Origin of the sequence: Curtobacterium sp. PhB115 (assembly GCF_003752025.1) — a bacterium.
Taxonomy (GTDB): domain Bacteria; phylum Actinomycetota; class Actinomycetes; order Actinomycetales; family Microbacteriaceae; genus Curtobacterium.
Map to the genome: position 1 here is coordinate 47,459 of NZ_RJKR01000009.1, position 22,313 is coordinate 69,771.

Here is a 22,313-nt window from a genome sequence, read left to right on the forward strand (position 1 = left end):
TGGGTCGAGCCACAGGCATCTGTGGACAGCCGGTGGTGGTCCGCGCGCCTGTGGACGGATGAGTTCACGCGCTCACCGACAGTTTTCGTGTGTTCGGGCGCGTGAAGTGTCGCTGAGCGCGTGAGGTCGCCTGGGCTCGCGGTCCGGGAGCACCGGGCAGCCGCCGGCGCGCGGGTCACCGCAAGGTGCTGTGGCGGCGGCCGTAGGCCAGGTAGAGCGCGGCGCCGGCGACCATCCAGATGCCGAAGGCGATCCAGGTCGTCGCGCCGAGGAACACCGCGAGCAGCACACAGCTCAGGGCGCCGAGGATCGGCACGACCGGGAAGAGCGGCACCCGGTAGGACCGCTCGAGGTCCGGCTGCGAGCGACGGAGCACGATCACGGAGACGTTGACGAGGGCGAACGCGACGAGGGTCCCGATGCTCGTCGCGTCGGCGAGTTCGCCGAGGGGCACGAGCGCTGCGACGACCGTGACCGCGATGCCGATGATCAGGGTGTTCGCGATGGGGGTGCCGGTGCGGTGCGAGACCTTGCCGAAGACCTTCGGCACCAGACCGTCGCGGGCCATCGTGAGCAGGATGCGGGTCTGACCGTAGAGCACGGTCAGCACGACGCTCGCGATGGCGATCACGGCGCCGACGGAGAAGACGAGGGCGACGAGGGGCTGGCCGGTGACATCGACGACGATGCGGACGAGCGAGGCCTCGGACGACGAGAACGAGGTCCAGGAGCGAGCACCGATCGCGGCGATGGCGACCAGGATGTAGAGCGTGGTGATGAGCGCGATCGAGCCGATGATCGCGCGCGGCAGGTCGCGGCGGGGGTTCTTCGCCTCTTCTCCGGCGGTGGACGCGGCATCGAACCCGATGTAGGAGAAGAAGAGCCTGGATGCGGCAGCGGTGACACCGGCGGCACCCATCGGTGCGAGCGGCTCGAAGTTCTGTGCCTGGAAGGCCGAGAACGCCACGATGACGAAGAACACGAGCAGGGCGATCTTCACGACGACCATCACGGTGTTCACCCAGGCGCTCTCACGGGCACCGGGGATCAGGACGACGGTGGCGAGCAGGACCAGGACGGCCGCGGGCAGGTTCACGACGCCGCCGTCACCGGGAGGTGCCGACAGGGCGGTGGGCAGGTGCAGGCCGAACACCCGCAGGGTCTCGTCGACGTACTCGCTCGCGCCCACCGCGACGGCGGCCACGGAGACGGCGTACTCGAGGACCAGGCACCAGCCGCAGACCCACGCGATGCCCTCGCCCATCGTCGCGTAGGTGTACGAGTAGCTCGATCCGGAGGTCGGGACGGCGCCGGCCATCTCGGCGTAGGACAGCGCTGACAGCAGCGCGGCGATCCCGGCGACGACGAACGAGATCCACACCGCCGGACCGGCGAGCGGCACGGCGGTGCCGAGCACCACGAGGATCCCGGTGCCGAGGGTGGCGCCGACGCTGATCATGGTGAGGTGCCAGACGCCGAGCGAGCGGCGGAGCGGTTCACCGTTGACGCCGACGGCGGCCTCGGACTGCAGCTGCTCGATCGGCTTGCGCCGGGCGAGCTGCTGACGGAGGGACGTGGGACGGGACGGCGCGGACGTCATGGGACCTCGGTGGTGCGGGGGCGGGGACGGCACATGGTCGCATGCCCCCTGAACGGGGTCAAATACGCCGCGGACTGCACCGCGGAACGCTCGGCCCCCGGCGCGCGCCGATGTCCGGGCGCGGGGATACCTTTGCTCCATGAGCATGGGCGGCGGGATGCGTGGCGGTGGTGGCGGCGGCGGCCCGCGCGGTGGTGGACGGATCTCCAGCGGCGACTTCCGCGCGCAGAAGGCCGCCAACGCCGAGGCGCCGAAGATCCCGCACCTGGTGAAGCGGATCGCGGGGCTGTTCGTCCCGCACCGCAGGTCGATCATCCTGACCGTCGTGCTCGTGCTCATCGGCGCCGCGATCTCGGTGATCCCACCCCTGCTGACGCAGCAGGCGTTCGACCGCGGACTCTTCCCACCGTCCGGCACCCCGGACGTGCCCGTCCTGGTCGAGCTGGTGTCGTTGATGGTCGCGCTCTGGATCGCGAGCGCCGGCGTCGGGGTGTGGCAGACCTACCTCACGGCGACGGTCGGCAACAAGGTGATGGGGGCGATGCGGATGCGCCTCTTCGGACACTTGCAGCGCATGGAGCTCGCGTTCTTCACCCGCACCAAGACCGGCGTGATCCAGTCCCGCCTGCAGAACGACGTCGGCGGCGTCGCGAGCGTGCTGAACAACACGATCTCGTCGGTCCTCGGCAACACCGTGACGGTGATCGCTGCGATCGTCGCGATGCTGCTGCTGAGTTGGCAGATGACCCTGGTCGCCGTGGTCCTCCTGCCGCTGCTCGTGATCGCCCAACGACGGGTGGGTCAGGTCCGTGCGCGCATCGCCGGGCAGACCCAGGAATCGCTCTCCGACATGACGGCCATCACGCAAGAGGCACTGAGCGTCTCCGGCATCCTGCTCGCGAAGAGCTTCAACCAGCAGCGGAGTGAGACCCGGCGCTACGGCGACGAGAACCGCAACCAGATCCGGTTGCAGGTACGGCAGCAGATGTCCGGGCAGTGGTTCTTCGCGATCGTGCAGATCTTCCTGTCGATCATCCCGGCGATCATCTACCTGGTCGCGGCCTGGCTGATCATCGGCGACGTCCCGATCACCGCCGGCACGATCGTCGCCTTCACGACCGTGCAGTCGCGCCTGCTGTTCCCGACAGTGGGACTGCTCCGGGTCGTGCTCGACCTGCAGACCTCCGGTGCGTTGTTCGCGCGGATCTTCGAGTACTTCGACCTCAAGCCGGCGATCACGGACTCGCCGACCGCGAAGCCCGTCGACGAAGCCCTGGTGGGGCACGTGGCCTTCGATGACGTCACGTTCACGTACCCGGACGGCGAAGCGGACAAGCCGACGCTCCGCGGGGTCTCCTTCGAACTGCGGCCCGGCCAGTTCGCTGCGTTCGTCGGGCCGTCGGGTGCGGGCAAGACGACGGTGTCGTACCTCGTCCCGCGCCTGTACGAGGCGACCGAGGGTTCCGTCCGGTTCGCCGGCCAGGACGTCCGGGACATCGCGCACGAGGACCTCATGGCGCACGTGGGAATCGTGAGCCAGGAGACCTACCTGTTCCACGCCACGATCGGCGACAACCTGCGGTACGCCAAGCCGGACGCGACCGAGGAGGAGCTCGAACGGGCGGCCCGCGCAGCGAACATCCACGAGACGATCGCCTCGTTCCCGGACGGCTACGACACCGTGGTGGGCGAGCGGGGGTACCGGCTGTCCGGGGGCGAGAAGCAGCGCATCGCGATCGCCCGGGTGCTGCTGAAGGACCCGCCGGTGCTCGTCCTCGACGAGGCCACGAGTGCGCTGGACTCGATCTCGGAGCGGGTGGTGCAGACCGCGCTGGACACGGCGGCTGCGGGCCGGACGACGATCTCGATCGCGCACCGGCTGTCGACGATCCGCGACGCCGACGTGATCTTCGTGCTCGACCACGGTCGGATCGTCGAGCAGGGGACGCACGACGAACTCCTCGCGCTCGACGGTACCTACGCGCTCCTGCACCACCAGCAGAACGCTCCCGCCGACGCGGTCGACGCTGGCGGGATCGGCGGCTGAGGCGGGCACCGCTGGCGGGATCGACGGCTGACGCGGGCACCGCTGGCGGGATCGGCGGCTGACGCGGGCACCGCTGGCGGGATCGGGGGCTGACGCGGGCACCGCTGGCGGGATCGGCGGCTGGGGCGGGCACCGCTGGCGGGATCGGCGGCTGACGCGGGCACCGCTGACGGGGTCGACGGCCGGCACCTTCAACGGCTGGCCCAGCGGGGCACGGGACGTGACCAAGTGCCGGACAGGAGGCCCGGGGCGGGCCCGCACCGCGCCTCCAGTCCGACACGTGTCGCGTCTCCACCACGACACCGGTCGCGTCCGGAACCGACGCGACCGACCACGCACACGCGTGCCGCCGTGGTACGAGTGGTGCACGCGTCCGCGTCCCACAGCCTCCTGAGCGGAGTTCGAAGTGACTGCAGTCCCACCGACGTCCGACACCAGCGGCACCGAGGCCGATCCGATCCCGCCGGCAGCCGACGTCGGAGCGGACGCCCCGCGCGTGATCGCGGAAGCGCCGCGCAGGAAGGGCAAGTTCCGCGCCTTCCTGACCAGCGGATCCCTCGACATCCAGTCGAAGCTGCTGGTGATGCTCCTCGCGGTGAGCATCGTGGCCGCCCTGGTCGTGGGCGCGGTCGGGTACCTGAACGGACGGAGCTCGCTCGAGGCCGCGGCGTTCAACCAGGTGACGTCGTTGCGCGAGTCCCGGATCACCGAGCTGAAGCGCTCGTTCTCGCAGTTCACGCAGACCGTGGTCTCGCAGACCCGGAACGCGAGCGTGGTCGGCGCGACGAAGGCGTTCACCGCCGGGTGGGACGACCTGCAGTCGCGACCGGTGTCCGACTCGGACCACACGAAGGTCGAGGACTGGTACGACGACACGTTCGTGCCACAGCTCGACGCGCGGAGCGGGGGCACGGCGGACCCGGACCAGTTCGCGCCGACCACCGACCCGCAGGCGTACCTGCAGGCGCGGTACACGGCACCGTTCAGCGACTACGACAAGGCCATCCAGCAGGACGATGCCGGTGACGGCAGCCAGTGGTCGGCGGCGCACGCCGAGTACCAGCCGTACTTCCGGCAGGCGGTCGAGTCGGCCGGGTACGAGGACCTGCTCCTGATGGACACGGACGGGGACGTCGTGTACTCGGCGTACTCCGGCGCCGATCTCGGCACGAACCTCGAGGACGGCCCGTACCGCGATCCGAACCTCGCGTCCGGGTACCAGCAGGCACTGCAGTTGACGACCTCCGACGGGTTCGTGGTGACGGACTTCGGCCGGTACACGCCGAGCCTCAACGTGCCGACGCTCTGGGCGCTGTCGCCGGTGGGCGACGACGGGAAGATCATCGGCGTGATGGCGGTGCAGGTGCCGGTCGAACTCATCAACCAGGTCATGACGGGCAACGAGCAGTGGGCGGACGACGGCCTCGGTGACACGGGGGAGTCGTACCTCGTCGGCGACGACCACCAGATGCGGTCGTACCCCCGGCAACTCATCGAGCACCCGAAGCAGTACCAGCGTGACGTGATCGCGGCGGGGACTGCGCCGTCGACGGCGGCGCGGCAGCTCGCGGTGCAGGGTTCCGTGCTGTTGCAGGAGGTGAACACCACCCCGGTCGACCGTGCGTTGCAGGGCAAGTCCGGCACGGTGATCGGCTCCGACTACCGGGGCAAGGAGGTGCTCGCCGCGTACGCCCCGCTCGAGGTCGACGGTCTGCGCTGGGTGGTGGTGGCGCAGATGGACACCTCCGAGGCCTTCGCGCCGGTGAACGAGTTCGCACGGAACATCGGCCTCTCGCTGGTGGCGATCATCGTGCTGGTCAGCCTGCTGTCACTGCTCCTGGCCCAGGTCTTCGTCCGACCGATCCGACGCCTGCAGACCGCGGTGAACCGGGTGAGCTCCGGTGACCTCGGCGTCGAGGTCAAGACGAAGGCCGGTGACGAGATCGGGGACCTCGGGCTCGCGTTCAACGACATGAGCCGGAGCCTGCAGGTGAAGCAGGACCTGCTCGACGAGCAGCGGCGGCAGAACGACACGCTGCTCCTGACGCTGATGCCCGAGGAGGTCGCCCGCCGGTACAAGCAGGGCGACGAGACCATCGCGGCCGACCACCAGGACGTCGCGGTCGTCTACGCCGACATCATCGGATTCGACGACTTCGCCTCCGGGCTGACCGCCGAGGAGTCGCTGTCGCTGGTGAACGACCTCTGGCGGTCCCTCGACGAGGCGGCGATCCGACACGGGATCGAGCGGGTTCGCACGACGCGGAGCGGGTACCTCGCGAGCTGCGGGCTCAGCGTGCCGCGGGTCGACAACGTCCGACGGGTGGTCGACTGGGCGGAAGAGGCACAGCGCGTCCTCGAACGCTTCAACGCGCAGCACGGTTCGAAGGTCGGCCTCCGCGCCGGCATCGACACCGGCCAGGTCACGAGCGGGTTGGTCGGCCGGTCGAGCATCGTCTACGACATGTGGGGCGACGCGGTGAGCCTGGCGTACCGGGTGCAGGGCATCGCACCGGCGCCAGGCGTCTACGCGACGCAACGGGTGGTCGACAAGCTCGGCGACCGTGCCGGTATCCAGAACGCGGGTGAGGTCCAGACCCAAGCCGGCCCGCAGCGGATCTGGAAGCTCGAGCGGGTGTCGTCGTGACCGCGTGGTGGGAGCAGTCCTGGTTCTGGCCGTCGATCGCGGTGATCGTCGGGCTGCCCGTCCTGCTGCTCGTCCTGACGGAGCTGCAGTCCGCCCTCGAGCGACGGCACAACCCGATGCACAAGGTCGTCGGGCTGTTCCGGAACGCCGTGGTGCCGCTCATCGCGATCTTGGTCCTGTCCGTGCAGGTCACGGACGCGGTCGACCCCGGCAAGCCCGTGGTGAACCAGGTCATCGGCACGGTGCTCGGCTTCCTGGTGATCCTGTTCGTGCTGAACGGGCTGAACATCATGTTGTTCGCGAACGCTCGTGAGGGCACGTGGCGCGAGAAGATCCCGTCGATCTTCGTCGACATCGCCCGGATCGTGCTCATCGCGCTCGGCCTCGCCCTGGTGTTCAAGATCGTCTGGGGAGCCGACGTCGGTGGGATCTTCACGGCGCTCGGCGTCGGCTCGCTCGTGATCGGCCTCGCGCTGCAGTCGGCCCGGTCATCGCCGGGTTGTTCCTGCTGTTCGAACAGCCGTTCCGGCTCGGGGACTGGCTGGACACCGGCGGGACACGGGGACGGGTGGTCGAGGTGAACTGGCGCTCGGTGCACATCGACACCGGCGCCGGGATCCTGATCATGCCGAACTCGTCCCTCGCGGGTGCGTCGTTCACGAACCTCAGCCGCACCGGCGGCACGTTCCCGGTCACCACGACCGTGACGTTCACGACGGACGACGCCCCCGCGGCCGTCGTCGCGCTGCTGCAACGCGTCGCGGGCGGTCTGCCCCAGCTCCACCCGGGCACGCAGCCCGTGGCGGTCCCCGCCGGCGGCGCCGCGTACGACCTGTCGTTCGAAGTGCGCGGGCCGTCGCAGGAGGGCGAGGCGCTCGCCCAGCTCCGGATGTGGCTCTGGTACGCAGCTCGCCGTGCGGGCCTCGGCCTGGACGGCGACACGACCGACGACTTCGTCACGGACGCCCGGCGTCAGGACGCGCTCGCCTCGATCGCGGCGACGCTCTACCTGACGGGCGACGACACCGCCGCACTCGCGCCGGTCGTCCGGCTGGAGCGCTACGCGGCGGGCGAGGTCGTGCACCGTGTCGGGAGCGTCCCCGACGCGGTCCGGTTCGTCCTGTCCGGCAGCGTCGACCTCCGGGTTCCGTTCGAGGATGCCGAGTTGCCGGCGACCCGCGTCGAGGCCGGCGACTACATCGGGCAGACGGCGCTCACCCGGGAGGCACTGCTCACGACCGCCATCGCCCTCACCGAGGTCGCGGTGCTGGTCGTGCCCGCCACGGCGCTCGACGCGATCGTCCGGTCCACCCCGGCGCTGGCGCGCGACATGGGCGACGTCATCGACCGGCGTCGGGCCGAGGTCTCGGCGGCGGTGTCCGCGCACGTCGCGTCCCAGCAGAAGGCGGTGCAGGCGTCCTAGACTCGGGTCCGTGCGTTACGCGAACTCCGTCGTCGACCTCGTCGGCGACACCCCGCTCGTCAAGCTCAACTCGGTGACCGAGGGGGTCCGGGCGACCGTCCTCGTGAAGGTCGAGTACCTAAACCCCGGCGGCTCGTCGAAGGACCGCATCGCCACACGGATCATCGACGCGGCCGAGGCGTCGGGCGACCTCCGGCCCGGCGGCACGATCGTCGAACCGACGTCGGGCAACACCGGCGTGGGGCTCGCGCTCGTCGCCCAGCAGCGCGGCTACCGCTGCGTCTTCGTGCTGCCGGACAAGGTCGGCGAGGACAAGCGCAACGTGCTCACCGCGTACGGCGCCGAGATCGTCGTCACGCCCACCGCGGTCCCGCCGGAGCACCCGGAGTCCTACTACTCGGTGTCCGACCGACTCGTCCGCGAGATCCCCGGCGCCTACAAGCCGAACCAGTACGCGAACCCGAACGGCCCACGCAGCCACTACGAGACCACCGGTCCGGAGATCTGGCGCGACACCGACGGGCGCATCACCCACTTCGTCGCCGGCGTCGGCACCGGTGGCACCATCTCCGGCACCGGCCGTTTCCTCAAGGAGGCATCCGACGGTGGCGTCCGGATCGTCGGCGCCGACCCCGAGGGTTCGGTGTACTCGGGCGGCACCGGTCGGCCGTACCTGGTCGAGGGCGTCGGTGAGGACTTCTGGCCCAGCGCCTACGACCCCGAGGTGCCGGACGAGATCATCGCGGTGTCGGACGCCGACTCCTTCGCGATGACCCGGCGGCTCGCACGCGAGGAAGGGCTGCTCGTCGGCGGGTCGAGCGGCATGGCCGTCGTCGCAGCGCTCCGTGCCGCACGCGACCTGACCGAGGACGACGTCGTCGTGGTGCTGCTGCCCGATGGCGGCCGCGGCTACCTGGGCAAGATCTTCAACGACCGCTGGATGCGCTCCTACGGGTTCGCCGAGACCGACGACGAGCGCACCGTCGGGTCGCTCATCGCCGGCAAGGACGGCCGCCTGCCCGACCTGGTGCACGCGCACCCGGCGGACACCGTGCGTGAGGTCGTCGACATCATGACGAAGTACGGCGTCTCGCAGATGCCCGTGCTCAGCGCAGAGCCGCCCGTCGTCATCGGCGAGGTCATCGGCGCGGTCGCCGAGAAGGACCTGCTCGAGCAGGTGTTCACCGGGGCCGCGAAGATGGCGGACGCGCTGTCCGGCTTCGTCGGCGAACCGCTGCCGCTGATCGGCGTGGGGGAGTCGGTGTCCTCGGCCCGTCGCGCGCTCGAGTCGGTGGACGCCCTGCTCGTCGTCGAGGACGGCAAGCCCGTGACCGTGCTCACCCGCCACGACCTCCTGACCTACCTCTCCGAGTAAGGACGACCGCCAGCATGACCGAGTTCAGCACCCGCGCCATCCACGCCGGCCAGGAGCCCGACGGCCCCACCGGCGCCGTCATCCCGCCGATCCACCTGACGTCGACGTACGTGCAGGACGGCATCGGCGGCATGCGCAACGGGTACGAGTACTCCCGAGCAGGCAACCCGACGCGCGACGGGCTGCAGACGCTCCTCGCCGACCTGGACGGCGGGGTCGCGGCGTACTCCTTCGCCTCCGGCCTCGCCGCCGAGGACGCCCTGCTCCGGGCGGCGCTCCGCCCGGGCGCCCGCGTCGTGATGGGCAACGACGTCTACGGCGGCACCCACCGCCTGGTGAACCGCCTGCACGTGCCGTGGGGCGTCGAGCTCGTCGTCGTCGACATGAGCGACCTCGACCGGGTCCGCGCTGCGCTCGAGGGTGCACCGGAGCAGACGATCCTCTGGGTCGAGACGCCGACGAACCCGCTCATGAAGATCGCCGACATCGCCGCGCTCGCGACCCTCGGGCACGAATCCGGGGCCCTCGTCGTCGTCGACAACACCTTCGCGTCGCCGTACCTGCAGCAGCCGCTGTCGCTCGGTGCCGACGTCGTCGTCTACTCGACGACCAAGTACCTCGGCGGCCACTCCGACGTCGTCGGCGGTGCCGTGGTGCTCGCCGACCAGGAGCTCGCCGACAAGGTGCAGTTCCTGCAGTTCGGCGCCGGCGCGATCTCGTCGCCGTTCGACGCGTTCCTGACGACCCGTGGCATCAAGACCCTGGCGGTCCGGATGGAGCGGCACTCCGCGAACGCGCAGGCCGTCGCCGAGGCGCTCGTCGCCGCTCCCGGTGTCGAGCGGGTGTACTACCCGGGCCTCGCCGACCACCCGGGGCACGACGTCGCCGCGCGGCAGATGCGCGGGTTCGGCGGGATGCTCTCGGTCGCCCTCGCCGGCGGTCCCGACGCGGCTCGCCGCTTCGCGGAGTCGACCGAGCTGTTCGCGCTCGCCGAGTCGCTCGGTGGCGTGGAGTCGCTGATCGGGTACCCGACCGAGATGACCCACGCCTCGGTGAAGGGCACGGAGCTCGCGGTCCCGGAGAACGTCGTGCGCCTGTCCGTCGGCATCGAGGACGCCGGCGACCTGATCGCGGACCTGCAGCAGGCGCTCACGCGCTGACGCGCTGACGCGCTGACTCGCTGACCCGGCCGGCTGCGCCCGCGGCCGTCGCTGCCCGGGCGTCACCGGTCGGCCCTACGATGATCCGGTGAGCACCACGGCGTCGAGGACGAGCCTGCTGAGCGGGCGGTACGCGCTCGCGACGATCGGCATGGTCGCGATCGTCGGGGTCGCGGCGTTCCAGAACCTGGCGATGACGACGATCATGCCGGTGATCAGCACGGACCTCGACGGGCAGGCGCTGTACGCCCTCGCGTTCGCGGCGCCGCTCGCCGCCGGGGTACCCGGCATGGTCCTCGCCGGCAACTGGACGGACCGGGCCGGTGGCCGTGTCGTCGCGTGGGTCTCGGCCGCACTGTTCGCCGTCGGGACCGGTGTGGTGATGCTCGCGCCGACGATGGAGGTCTTCCTCGCCGGCCGCCTCGTCGAGGGGTTCGGTGCCGGCGCCATCGACGTGGTCCTCTACGTGCTCGTGGCCCGGATCTTCCCGCCGGAGCTGCACGGCCCGGTGTTCGCCGGGTTCGCTGCGGCGTGGGTCGTCCCGGCGTTGATCGGTCCGGCCCTGGCCGGCATCGTGACCGACGTCTGGAACTGGCACTGGGTCTTCGCCGGGGCACTCGTGATCGCGCTCGTCGCCTTCTCACTGCTGGTGCCGACGCTCGGACGCCTGCACCCGCCGGCCGCCGCGCTCCGGCCTCCGTGGCAGCGCACGCGGATCGGCTGGTCGGTGGCCGCCGCCGTCGCGATCCTGCTCCTCAACGTCGCGCCGGACCTGACGCCGTGGGGGATGGTCGCGGCCGTCGTGGTCGGTCTGGTCGGCACGTGGTTCGCGCTGCGTCCGCTGCTGCCGACCGGCACCTTCCGGGCCGCCGCGGGGCTGCCGTCTGTGGTCCTGCTGCGCGGGTTGGTCGCGGCGTCGTTCTTCGGCAGCGAGGCGTACGTGCCGTTCCTGCTGCAGGCGAAGCACGGCCTGTCGGCATCGGCGGCGGGGCTCGCGCTGACCGTCGCCGCCCTGAGCTGGGCGGCGTCGAGCTGGGTGCACGGGCGGCTCGGCGAGGAGCGTCTCACGGCGCGTCGGACCTTCGGCGTCGGGCTCGCCCTGGTGCTGCTGAGCCTGGTGACCGCGCTCGCGGTGGCGACGCTCGACCTGTCGTGGTGGGTGCTCGTGGCCGGCTGGTTCGTCGGTGGCGCCGGCATGGGGGCGATCTACCCGCGGACCTCGATGCTGACGCTGCGGTTCTCCGGCGAGGGGGACGACGGGTTCGCGAGCTCGGCGCTCACGATCGCGGACGCATCCGGCAGTGTCATCGGCCTCGCGGTGACCGGCCTGCTGTTCACGGCGACGGGTGGCGCGGACGGCACGGTGTCGTTCCCGCTGGTGTTCGCCGGGATGATCGTGTTCGCGGTGGTCGCCGTCGCGGCGGTGCGGCGCCTCGGCCCGGTACCGCCCCCGGCGACGTCCGGTAGTGCCCCGGCGACGGCCGGCAGCGTGGCAACGCCCGCCGGCAGTACTGCGTCTACCGGCAGTACTGCGTCTACCGGCAGCACTACGCCTACCGGCAGTACCGCGCCTTCCGGCAGTACCGCGCCCACCGGCGGCACCGCGCCGTCGCACGGCCCCACGGCCGGGTAGCGTGGCAGACCCGACCGAGGAGGAGACCCAGGTGTTGCGCATCGTCGCCGCAGCCGTCGCGATCACCGCGGCGCTCGCACTGGCCGGCTGCCAGGGCACGACGTCCGCGGCGCCCACGCCCGTGCAGAGCACCGACCTGACGAGCTCCGACGGCGGCTTCGACCAGCAGGCCGTGATCGGTGTGGTCCTCGTGCACGACGACGCGGACCTCGCCGCCGACCTGCGCACCGGGCTCACGGACGCCGGGTTCCGTCCCGACGTCCGGGTCGCACCGGCGTCCGGCGCCGCCGCGTCCCAGCGCACCGCGGTCGCGCAGCTCGTCCGCAAGGGCGCGAAGGCGCTCCTCGTGCACGCCGCACGTCCCTCGACCCTGACCGGTGTGGTCCAGACGGCGCACGACGCCGGCGTCGTCGTGGTCTCCCTCGGCGACCCGCTGCCCGCGACAGGGACCGGTGGAGACGGGGTCTCGGCGGACTACCGGGTGCCGGCGGGTGCCGACGACGCGGACACAGCGGCGACGGCCGTCGAGACCGTGCAGTCACTCCAGCGCGGCGAGAAGCCGGAGACCGACCCGAGCGACGGCGACACCACGGACTCCGAGTAGTCAGCCGACACCACTGACTCTGAGGAGTCTGTCGCCTCCACCGACTCCGAGGAGTCAGCCGACACCACCGACTCCGACGAACGCAGTCAGCTCCACCACGCCGGGAACGACCGCGTGATCGTCTCGACCAGTGCCTTGCGCGATCGTCGGGGGCCGGCGAGCCAGGCTTCGATCGCCCCGACGAAGCCCTGCGCCACGAACCCCGCGGCGACGTCGTCGAGGAGCTCCGGACGACGATCGGCGTCGAGCTCGCGGATGTGCAGCGCGCTCGACTCCGTGAAGTGGCTGACGAGGAGCCGGTGCAACGAGGCGTCCTCGGGGTCGGGGAGCGCCTTGGCGTAGATCTCGCGGTGCGCCGTGACGTGCTCGACCACGGCGTTGATGCCGCGTCGGGTGATCGTCGCGAGTTCCGCCGCGTCGGCACCGCGTGCGGCGGCGGCCCGGCGGTCGTCGGCGTCGTCGTCGCGGATGCGGTCGAGCTCCGGCGTCAGGACGTCGGCGAGCAGCGATCCGGGCGAGACGGCGTGCGAGTAGAACGTCGCACGGTTGATGCCGGCGGCGCGGGTGACGTCGGCGACGGTGATCTGGGAGACCGGCCGATCGGCCGCGAGCCGCAGGATCGCTTCGCGCAGGGCGGCGGTCGTGTGCAGGATCCGGGCATCCACCATGACGCCCACCCCCTTCTGATCCGGTTCGCCCGGAGGCCCCCGAGCAGTCCGACGGTACCGCATGGCACGCGACCGGCACCCTCCGGATCGTCGGCAACACGCGGGAGATCGGTGGCACGGTCTGCGGGAGCGCTCACACGACCCGTAGGATGGTTCCGCGGACGAATCGATTCGATCGACCCGCGATCACCCCCACCCTCCCCTCACCGCCGAAGGACTCTGCTCGTGACCGCGCCCGCCACCACCGGTTCGCTCCGGGTCATCCTGCACCCGGGAGACTCGCTCTCCCGTCGTCAGCGACTCGTCTACGTCTTCGTCCTGGGCGCCCTCACGGCGCTCGGGCCGTTCACCATCGACCTCTACCTGCCTGCCTTCCCGGCGATCAAGGAACAGTTCGGCATCACGGACGGTGCGGTCCAGCTCACCCTGACGGCGACGACGCTCGGTTTCGCGATCGGGCAGCTGCTCGTCGGCCCGTGGAGCGACAAGGTCGGGCGTCGTCTCCCGCTCATCATCGCGACGACGGTGCACGTCGGGGCGTCCGTCGGTGCCGCACTGGCGCCGAACGTCGAGGTCCTCGCGCTCTTCCGCGTCCTGCAGGGGATGGGCGCCTCGGCCGGTGGCGTCGTCGCGATGGCGACCGTCCGCGACCTGTTCGGCGGCAAGCCCCTGGTCCGGATGCTGTCCCGGCTCGCGATGGTGAACGGTCTCGCGCCGATCCTCGCGCCGCTGATCGGCTCGCAGATGCTCCGGTTCGTCAGCTGGCCCGGTGTCTTCGTCTTCCTCGCCTGCTACGGCGCCGCCGTGGTCCTGGCGTCGATCCTGCTCATCGTCGAGACGCTGCCGCCCGCGCGTCGGCACGAGGCCGGGCACTCCACGATCGGGCAGCGGTACAAGGCGCTGTTCTCGGATCGGGTGTTCGTCGGCGTCGCCCTCATCGGCGCGATGGTGTTCAGCGGCCTGTTCTCGTACCTCAGTTCGTCGCCGTTCCTGTTCCAGGGCGTGTACGGACTCGACGCGCAGCAGTACGGTCTGCTCTTCGCGGTGAACTCGGTCGGCGTCGTGATCGGGGTCCAGGTGTCGGCGCGGCTCGCACAGCGTGTCGGTCCGCAGTGGATCCTGGCGTGCTCGACGGCGACGCTCTTCCTGTCCGCGGTGGCGATCATCGTGCTCGACCTGCTCGACGCGGGGCTCGTCGGCGTGCTCGTGCCGCTCTGGTTCTTCATCGCCGCGTGCGGGTTCTCGTTCCCGCTGGTCCAGGTCATCGGTCTCGCCGCCCACGGCAAGGAGGCGGGGACGGCTGCGTCGCTCCTCGGCGCCCTGAACTTCGGTGTCGCCGGCCTGATCTCGCCGATCGTCGGCTGGCTCGGCATCAGCACGGCCGCCCCGATGGCGATGGTGATGGCGTGCACCTCGGTCGCCGCGATCGTCATCCTCTGGGCCGTCGTCCGACCCCGGACCGTGCCGGCGCTCACCCACTGACACCGGGGCACGGCCGGCCGGACACGTGCGTCGGTGCGTCCATATGCTGTGGACATGAGCGACGTGGTGGAGCAGGCGCGGGCCGCGGCCGAAGCGGCGAAGCAGGCGGCGGACGAGGCACGTCGGCTCGCCGACGAGGCCGCGAGACGCGCGGAGGAACTCGCCGCGGCCCTGGCCGCAGCGGCCCCGGGACCGGAACCGACACTCGTCGCCGACGCGGAGCCGGCGGTCGCCGGGTCACCGGCACCCACCGGCCAGGAGGCCCGACTCGCGCCCGACGCTGAGCCGGCGGCCACCGGGGTGGTCGCGCCCACCCCGTCGGCCGAGCCCGCGGGCACGTCCGGCACCGTGCCTCCCGGCAGTGGTGTCGCGGGCCCGCTGGGACCGGACGCGATCGCCGCGATCCGGAGCGGCTACGCGGTGGAGGGCAGCGCCCTCGAACTCGGGGCGCTCGTCAACGGCGACGCCCTGCCGGACGTCCAGGTCCGGATCCCGCTCGGGATGCTGAACCGTCACGGCCTCGTCGCCGGTGCCACCGGGACCGGCAAGACCCGCACGCTGCAGGTGCTCGCAGAGCAGATCGCCGCGAACGGCGTGCCGGTGTTCGCGGCCGACGTCAAGGGGGACCTGTCGGGCCTCGCGGTCGTCGGTGAGGGCAACGAGAAGCTCCTCGCCCGGACCGCCGGCATCGGCCAGCAGTGGCAGGGTGTGGCGAGCCAGGCGGAGCTCTTCTCGCTCGGCGGGCAGGGGACCGGGGTGCCGATCCGCGCCACCGTCTCCGGGTTCGGGCCGTTGCTGCTGTCGAAGGTGCTCGGGCTGAACGACACGCAGGAGTCCTCGCTCGGGCTCGTGTTCCACTACGCCGAACGCGCCGGTCTGCCGCTCGTCGACCTGTCGGACCTGCGGAGCGTCCTGACGTTCCTGGTGAGCGACGCCGGCAAGGGTGAGCTGGCCGAGCTCGGCGGGCTGTCGAAGCAGACCGCCGGGGTGATCCTGCGGGAGCTCGTGACGTTCGCCGACAAGGGTGCGGACGCGTTCTTCGGCGAGCCCGAGATCGACACGCAGGTGTTCCTCCGGACGGCGGCCGACGGGCGGGGGATCGTGAGCCTGCTCGAGGTCCCCGGGGTGCAGGACCAGCCCGAGGTCTTCTCGACGTTCCTGATGTGGTTGCTCGCGGACCTGTTCAACGAGCTCCCCGAGGTCGGCGACCAGGACAAGCCGAAGCTCGTGTTCTTCTTCGACGAGGCGCACCTGCTGTTCAACGGGGCCTCGAAGGACTTCACCGACCAGATCGTGCGCACCGTCCGGCTCATCCGGTCGAAGGGCGTCGGGGTGTTCTTCGTGACCCAGACCCCGAAGGACTTCCCGAACGACGTGCTCGCGCAGCTCGGGTCACGGATCCAGCACCAACTCCGTGCCCACACCCCCGACGACGCGAAGGCGCTCCGGGCGACGGTGTCGACCTACCCGACGAGCGACTACGACCTCGGCGAGGTGCTGACGTCGCTGGCCACCGGCGAAGCGATCGTCACCGTGATGAACGAGAAGGGCGCACCGACGCCCGTCGCGTGGACGCGTCTGCGCGCGCCGCAGGGATCGATGGACCCGATGCCCGCCGCCGACATGCAGGCGCGGGTCTCGGCATCGCCGCTGTCGGTCACGTACGGCACCCGGGTCGACCCGGACTCCGCCCACGAGATGCTCGCCCGCCGGATGGAGGCCGCTGCGGCCGAGGCGGCTGCGGTGGACGCGCAGAAGGACGCTGCCCTCGCGGCGGCAGAGGCGGAGAAGGAAGCCGCACGAGCTGCAGCGGCCGCGGCGAAGGAAGCGGCGGCGCAGGCGAAGCAGGAGGAGCGCGAGCGCGCTGCGGCGCAGCAGGAGTACGAGCGGGCGCAGCGGGAGTTCGAGAAGGCGGAGCGCCAGGCGGCATCGCGGCGGTCCGGACGGAGCACCAGGAGCACGCGGACCACGACGTCGCGGACGGCGGACGACCCGCTGTCGGAGCTGCTCGGGTCGAAGCTGGGCGGCACGATCGCGCGCGAGGTGGTGCAGGGGATCTTCTCGACCCTGCGGCGGCGGCGCTGAGCGGGAGCGCGGGGAACGCGGGAACGCGGGGGCCCGGGGAGCGCGGGGGAGCGCGCGGCGGCGCGTCAGTTCCCGAGCAGGCCGGTGACCTCGACGAGCAAGAGCGCAGCGACCAGCACGACGGCGAACCCGCCGACGGCCAGGTACGCGAACCGCTGCTCGTACCAGGCACGGCTCGCGGGGTAGCGGCGTGCGAAGGCCCGGGCCGACACCGGACGGGGATCGTCCGAGACCTGCACGCCGAGCGCATCGACGACTCGCTCGAGACCGTCGTCGCCCCAGACGTCCGCGCGGATGCGGAACAGGTGGGCGCCGGTCTCGTCGAACGCGACCAGTTCGCGCATCGTGCGGTCGACCGAACTGCCGAACGTCGTCGCGAGCACGAGGCTGTGCACCCGGGCCCGGGGGATCCGGCGGTGCGCGGTGACCACACCACGGATCGTGATGCCGTCGTGGTCGATGCCGATGTACGCGGTGCTGAGCCGGACGAACGTGACACCGACGGCCACGGCGAGCACCACCACGACGGTGGCGACGACGGCCCAGATCCGCAACGGGAACGACACCCACACGAGCGCGACCGCGAGCGGGACGGCGGAGAACACGATGCTGAGGGCGGTGGAGCGCACGAGGGAACGGCGCGGACGGAGGACGACGTCGAACACGTCGGCGCGCAGGTGTGGTGCTGCCGGCACCGTCAGGTCCCCCATGCGCGTCTCCTCTCAGGTGCTCCGGGCACGCCGATGAGGCTGCCCGTCGAGCGACGCCCCTGCCGCTCGATGCACTGCGGCCGGTTCGTCCCGGAGCCGTCCGCCCGGTCAGCATAGGCGACCGACCGGTATCGGGGACAGCCCGTTCCACCCCCGGACGGCGTTTCGCGGCCGTTTGCTGGCGAACAGGGGACACGGTGGTCCGTCGCGTGGGGGACCACTGCACGCAGAAGAGCCCCGCACCGAGGGGGTGCGGGGCTCGTCGTACTTGCGACGTACTGCTGGCGGAGAATGGGGGATTCGAACCCCCGAGGGCTTGCACCCAACACGCTTTCCAAGCGTGCGCCATAGGCCACTAGGCGAATTCTCCTGACACCGTCTCGCGACGGCGACACCCAATGGTACAGGTTCTTCGAGGGTGCTCACGACCGCGTGTCGCGGGCCCGCGTCCTCCCAGTTGTCGTGACATGTCCGGCGACTAGCCTGGGGAACGTGTCGACCCGCATCTACATCACGTCAGCAGAAGGGCACACGGGCAAGAGCACGGTCGCCCTCGGTGTCCTCGAGACCCTCGCACGCTCCGTCGGCCGCGTCGGCGTGTTCCGCCCCGTCGCCCGGTCGGTGGACGAACCCGACTACGTGCTCGAACTGCTGCTGCAGCACACCGCGGTCGGCATCTCCTACGACGACGCGGTCGGGGTCACCTACGACGACGTGCACGCCGACCCCGACGCGGCACTCGGCACGATCCTGAACCGGTTCGCGCTGGTGGAGCAGCAGTGCGACGCGGTCGTGGTGCTCGGCTCCGACTACACCGACGTCGGCAGCCCCACCGAGCTCTCGTTCAACGCGAAGGTCGCCGCGAACCTCGGCGCCCCGGTGCTGCTCGTGCTCGGTGGTCGCGACGCCGCCGAACGCGGAGCCCGCACCCCCGAGGCGATGGCGCAGGTCGCCGACGTCACGACGAGCGAGCTGCGGGCGGCACACGCGCAGCTGTTCGGCGTCATCGTGAACCGGTCGGACCCGGACGCCCTCGCCGCGATCGTGACGAGCGTCGAGCAGGCCGTGCACGACGACCACCCCGACGTGCCGGTGTGGGCGATCCCCGAGGACCGCGTGCTCGTCGCCCCCACCGTCCGCGCGCTGCTGCAGGCGACCGACGCCACCCTGGTCCGCGGTGACGACGCCCTGCTCGACCGCGAAGCCCTCGGCACCGTCGTCGCCGGCATGAGCATGGAGAACGTCCTGCCCCGCCTGATCGAGGGCGGCATCGTCGTGGTCCCCGGTGACCGGAGCGACGTCCTCATCGCCACCCTGCTGGCGAACCAGTCGGAGACGTTCCCGAGCCTGGCCGGTGTGATCCTCAACGGCGGGTTCGAGACCGCGCCGCAGATCTCCCGGCTGCTCGAGGGGCTGTCGAGCTCGCTGCCGATCGCGCAGAACGACCTCGGCACCTACGACACCGCGCTCCGCATCACCCAGACCCGCGGGCGTCTCGCCGCCGACTCACCGCGGAAGGCCGACCTCGCGCTCGCACTGTTCGAGCAGCACGTCGACGCCGAGGCCCTGCGCGACCGGCTGCAGCTCACCCCGTCCGGCGTCGTGACCCCGCTGATGTTCGAGCACGGCCTGCTCGACCGTGCCCGCAGCTACGGCAAGCGCATCGTGCTGCCCGAGGGCGAGGACGACCGCATCCTCCGCGCGGCGTCGACGCTGCTGCAGCGCCAGGTCTGCGAGCTGACGATCCTCGGCGACCCGGCCACGATCCGCACGCGGGCGACCGAGCTCGGCCTCGACCTCGACGCCGCGCAGCTCGTCTCGCCGTTCGACCCGGAGCTCCGTGAGCGCTTCGCCGAGGAGTACGCCCGACTCCGCGCCCACAAGGGCATGTCGGTCGAGCTCGCACGGGACACCGTCACCGACGTCTCGTACTTCGGCACGATGATGGTGCAGCTCGGGCTCGCCGACGGCATGGTCTCCGGCGCGAAGCACACCACGGCGCACACGATCCGGCCGTCGTTCGAGATCATCAAGACCCGTCCGGACACCTCGATCGTGTCGAGCGTGTTCCTGATGGCGCTCGCCGACCGCGTGCTCGTCTACGGCGACTGCGCGGTGATCCCGGACCCGACCAGCGAGCAGCTCGCCGACATCGCGATCTCATCCGCCGAGACCGCCACCCAGTTCGGCATCGACCCCCGCGTCGCGATGCTCAGCTACTCGACCGGTGACAGCGGATCCGGCGCCGACGTCGACAAGGTCCGGGCCGGCACCGCGTTCGTGCGCGAGCGCCGACCCGACCTGCTCGTCGAGGGCCCGATCCAGTACGACGCCGCGGCTGATCCGACCGTTGCGAGCACGAAGATGCCGGACTCGCCGGTGGCCGGCCGGGCGACGGTGTTCATCTTCCCGGACCTCAACACCGGCAACAACACGTACAAGGCCGTGCAGCGCTCCGCCGGCGCGGTCGCCATCGGACCGGTCCTGCAGGGCCTCCGCAAGCCGATCAACGACCTGTCCCGCGGCGCGCTCGTGAGCGACATCGTGAACACCGTCGCGATCACCGCGATCCAGGCCGGCACCGCGTCCGACGCGGCCTGACCTGCGCGACGCGCACCGTGCCTCCAGTCCGACAGAGAAAGTGACCCACCCCGTGACCGCAGCCCTCGTCGTGAACTCCGGATCGAGTTCGTTCAAGTACCAGCTCATCGAGCTCGAGGGGGAGCGCACGCTCGCCTCCGGACTCGTGGAGCGCATCGGCGAGTCGGCCGGCGCGTGGAAGCACACCAACGCGCTGACGGGGGAGTCGTCGTCGAACGACGCGGCCGACGTGCCCGACCACGCCGCCGGGTTCCAGGCGATGATCGACGCGTTCACCAAGATCGGTCCGTCGTTCGACGAGCACCCGCCCGCGGTGGTCGGCCACCGTGTCGTGCACGGCGGCACCACGTTCTCCGCCGCGACGGTCGTCACCGACGAGGTCGAGGAGCAGATCGAGGCGCTCAACAGCCTCGCGCCGCTGCACAACCCGGCGAACCTCGAGGGCATCCGCGCCGCGAAGCAGGTCTTCTCGGACGTGCCGCACGTCGCCGTGTTCGACACCGCGTTCCACCAGACGATGCCGCCGCACGCGTACACCTACGCGATCCCGGCGGACCTGGCGGCGAAGTACGCGATCCGCCGCTACGGCATGCACGGCACGAGCCACAAGTACGTCTCGGAGCAGGCCGCGGTGTTCCTCGACCGCCCCCTGTCCGAGCTGAAGACGATCGTGCTGCACCTCGGCAACGGGGCGTCGGCCGCGGCGATCGACGGCGGGAGGTCCATCGAGACGTCCATGGGGCTCACGCCGCTCGAGGGCCTCGTGATGGGCACCCGCTCGGGTGACCTCGACCCGGCCGTCCTGCTGCACCTGCACCGCGAGGCCGGGCTGTCCTTCGACGAGCTCGACACCATGCTCAACAAGCAGTCCGGGCTGCTCGGTCTGACCGGCAGCGGCGACATGCGGGACGTGCAGGACGCCGCGCTGAACGGCGACGAGGTCGCCGAGGCGGCGCTCGCCGTGTACCGCCACCGGATCCGCCGCTACGTGGGTGCCTACACGGCGCAGCTCGGCGGGCTCGACGCCGTGGTGTTCACCGCTGGTGTCGGTGAGAACAACGCGCTGCTGCGCCGGCGCGTCCTCGCCGGGCTCGAACACCTGGGCATCGAGATCGATCCGGACCGCAACGAGCTGGCATCCCGGGAGGCGCGGGTCATCTCCACGGACACCTCACGTGTCGCGGTGCTCGTGATCCCGACGAACGAGGAGCTCGAGATCGCCCGGCAGTCGGCTGCGGTCGCGCTCTGACGGGCGCTGGTGCGCTGGCGCGTTCGCGCACGTGTGCGTTCGCGCGCGTGTGCGTTCGCGCGCGTGTGCTTGTGCTTGTGCTCGCGCGCTGACGCCGGCGTCTCGCTCGGTCAGGTCAGGGCGTCGAGCGCCGCGGGGATCGGGGTGTCGCCGCTCGTGACCTCGAACTGCACGCCGACCGCCGAGTCGTCGAGCAGCGCGTGCAGGACGACCGTGGCGACGTCGGCGCGGGGGATCGACCCACGGGGGACCGTCGGGCCGACGTCGACCGTGCCCTGCGGCGGGGTGTCGAGCAGGGCTCCCGGGCGGACGATCGTCCAGCGCAGGCTGCGGGCACGGAGGTTCGCGTCCGCCTCGGCCTTCGCCCGCAGGTAGACCTGGAACACCGCGTCGTCGTCCTGCGCCGGGACGACCGCGAGTGCCGGGTCGTAGCTGTCCGCCGCCATCGCCGAGATCATCACGTACCGGCGGATGCCGACCCGCTCGGCGGCGTCGGCGAGCAGGATCGCTCCGTCACGGTCGACCGAGAGTTTCCGCTCGGCCCCGCTGCCCGGACCGGCGCCGGCGGCGAACACGACCGCGTCGACGCCACGGAGGCGCAGCGCCAGGTCGTCGTCGTCGAGCTGCTCGAGGTCCGCGATGATCGCCCGGGCGCCCTGCTGCTCGACGTCGGCGACGTGCGCGGGGTTGCGGACGATGGCGACGGCGTCGTGGCCGGCGTCGGTGATCTGGCGGGCGAGGAGCAGGGCGATCTGTCCGTGTCCTCCGGCGATGGCGATCTTCATGTGTCCGATCCTGCCCTGTGCATCCGGTAGACTTCTCGGCGGCTCCTCACGTGACGCCATCCAGGCCAACTCCCCCAGGGCGGAAACGCAGCAAGGGTAACCGGGCTCTGGCGGGTGCGTGAGGAGTCTTTTTCGTGCCTGCAGGGTAACCGGGGCTGCGCTGTCTCGTGCGCGGGTGCGTGAGGAGTCTTCTTCGTGTTCGGAGTGCTTGTGCACTCGTGCGACTCTGCGTCTCCTGGTGTCC

The 22,313-nt window shown here is 71.2% G+C and carries 16 protein-coding genes, 1 tRNA gene and 1 other RNA gene; 13 read left to right on the forward strand and 5 right to left on the reverse strand.

The window, feature by feature from the left end:
* Positions 1-175: 175 nt before the first annotated feature.
* On the reverse strand, positions 176-1,600 hold the full coding sequence (locus EDF19_RS13230; RefSeq protein WP_123681353.1) for an amino acid permease: 1,425 nt from the start codon (positions 1,598-1,600) through the stop codon (positions 176-178).
* 157 nt (positions 1,601-1,757) lie between these two features.
* Between EDF19_RS13230 and EDF19_RS13235 the strand changes: the two genes are divergently transcribed.
* From EDF19_RS13235 to EDF19_RS13265, 8 genes are all read left to right on the forward strand, one after another.
* The gene (locus tag EDF19_RS13235) at positions 1,758-3,647 is read left to right on the forward strand and encodes an ABC transporter ATP-binding protein (RefSeq protein WP_123681530.1); all 1,890 of its coding nucleotides are present in this window, start codon (positions 1,758-1,760) and stop codon (positions 3,645-3,647) included.
* A 406-nt stretch (positions 3,648-4,053) separates the two neighbouring features.
* On the forward strand, positions 4,054-6,294 hold the full coding sequence (locus EDF19_RS13240; protein WP_123681354.1) for an adenylate/guanylate cyclase domain-containing protein: 2,241 nt from the start codon (positions 4,054-4,056) through the stop codon (positions 6,292-6,294).
* The gene (locus EDF19_RS19195) at positions 6,291-6,875 is read left to right on the forward strand and encodes a mechanosensitive ion channel family protein (protein WP_185022845.1); all 585 of its coding nucleotides are present in this window, start codon (positions 6,291-6,293) and stop codon (positions 6,873-6,875) included. Before EDF19_RS13240 ends, EDF19_RS19195 begins: the two co-directional genes overlap by 4 nt.
* On the forward strand, positions 6,794-7,717 hold the full coding sequence (locus EDF19_RS13245; protein WP_185022846.1) for a mechanosensitive ion channel domain-containing protein: 924 nt from the start codon (positions 6,794-6,796) through the stop codon (positions 7,715-7,717). Before EDF19_RS19195 ends, EDF19_RS13245 begins: the two co-directional genes overlap by 82 nt.
* A gap of 10 nt (positions 7,718-7,727) precedes the next feature.
* A complete protein-coding gene (locus tag EDF19_RS13250) occupies positions 7,728-9,092 on the forward strand; it encodes a cystathionine beta-synthase (RefSeq protein WP_123681356.1) in 1,365 nt (454 codons plus the stop codon).
* Positions 9,093-9,106: 14 nt separating this feature from the next.
* Positions 9,107-10,252 (forward strand): cystathionine gamma-synthase, encoded by a 1,146-nt coding sequence (locus EDF19_RS13255; RefSeq protein WP_123681357.1) that lies wholly within the window; start codon positions 9,107-9,109, stop codon positions 10,250-10,252.
* Between the two features lie 88 nt (positions 10,253-10,340).
* Positions 10,341-11,885: an MFS transporter gene (locus EDF19_RS13260; protein WP_123681358.1), complete on the forward strand. Its 1,545-nt coding sequence runs from the start codon at positions 10,341-10,343 to the stop codon at positions 11,883-11,885.
* 1 nt (position 11,886) lies between these two features.
* Positions 11,887-12,489 (forward strand): substrate-binding domain-containing protein, encoded by a 603-nt coding sequence (locus tag EDF19_RS13265; protein WP_185022847.1) that lies wholly within the window; start codon positions 11,887-11,889, stop codon positions 12,487-12,489.
* A gap of 86 nt (positions 12,490-12,575) precedes the next feature.
* Here the strand turns inward: EDF19_RS13265 and EDF19_RS13270 are convergent, their stop codons facing one another.
* On the reverse strand, positions 12,576-13,157 hold the full coding sequence (locus tag EDF19_RS13270; RefSeq protein ID WP_185022848.1) for a TetR/AcrR family transcriptional regulator: 582 nt from the start codon (positions 13,155-13,157) through the stop codon (positions 12,576-12,578).
* 225 nt (positions 13,158-13,382) lie between these two features.
* Here EDF19_RS13270 and EDF19_RS13275 point away from each other — a divergent pair, with 225 nt between their 5' ends.
* Together EDF19_RS13275 and EDF19_RS13280 are read left to right on the forward strand one after the other, a co-directional pair.
* Complete coding sequence (locus EDF19_RS13275; RefSeq protein WP_123681361.1) at positions 13,383-14,639, forward strand: multidrug effflux MFS transporter; 1,257 nt, start codon at positions 13,383-13,385, stop codon at positions 14,637-14,639.
* Positions 14,640-14,693: 54 nt separating this feature from the next.
* Positions 14,694-16,724, forward strand: coding sequence for a helicase HerA-like domain-containing protein (locus EDF19_RS13280; RefSeq protein WP_123681362.1), 2,031 nt, complete (start codon positions 14,694-14,696; stop codon positions 16,722-16,724).
* 65 nt (positions 16,725-16,789) lie between these two features.
* Here EDF19_RS13280 and EDF19_RS13285 read toward each other — a convergent pair whose 3' ends face one another.
* Together EDF19_RS13285 and EDF19_RS13290 are read right to left on the reverse strand one after the other, a co-directional pair.
* On the reverse strand, positions 16,790-17,434 hold the full coding sequence (locus EDF19_RS13285) for a hypothetical protein (protein WP_123681363.1): 645 nt from the start codon (positions 17,432-17,434) through the stop codon (positions 16,790-16,792).
* Between the two features lie 282 nt (positions 17,435-17,716).
* A tRNA-Ser gene (locus tag EDF19_RS13290) sits at positions 17,717-17,804 on the reverse strand.
* Between the two features lie 122 nt (positions 17,805-17,926).
* On the opposite strand from EDF19_RS13290, the gene pta reads away from it, so the two are divergent.
* Both pta and EDF19_RS13300 read left to right on the forward strand, forming a co-directional pair.
* A complete protein-coding gene (pta, locus tag EDF19_RS13295) occupies positions 17,927-20,035 on the forward strand; it encodes a phosphate acetyltransferase (protein WP_123681364.1) in 2,109 nt (702 codons plus the stop codon).
* Positions 20,036-20,087: 52 nt separating this feature from the next.
* Entirely contained in the window at positions 20,088-21,284 is a 1,197-nt protein-coding gene (locus EDF19_RS13300; RefSeq protein WP_123681365.1) for an acetate/propionate family kinase, read from the forward strand.
* 110 nt (positions 21,285-21,394) lie between these two features.
* On the opposite strand, the gene EDF19_RS13305 is transcribed toward EDF19_RS13300, so the two are convergent.
* The gene (locus EDF19_RS13305) at positions 21,395-22,069 is read right to left on the reverse strand and encodes an NAD(P)H-binding protein (RefSeq protein WP_123681366.1); all 675 of its coding nucleotides are present in this window, start codon (positions 22,067-22,069) and stop codon (positions 21,395-21,397) included.
* A 37-nt stretch (positions 22,070-22,106) separates the two neighbouring features.
* Between EDF19_RS13305 and ffs the strand changes: the two genes are divergently transcribed.
* Positions 22,107-22,203, forward strand: an RNA gene (gene ffs / locus EDF19_RS13310) — signal recognition particle sRNA small type.
* Positions 22,204-22,313 lie beyond the last annotated feature (110 nt).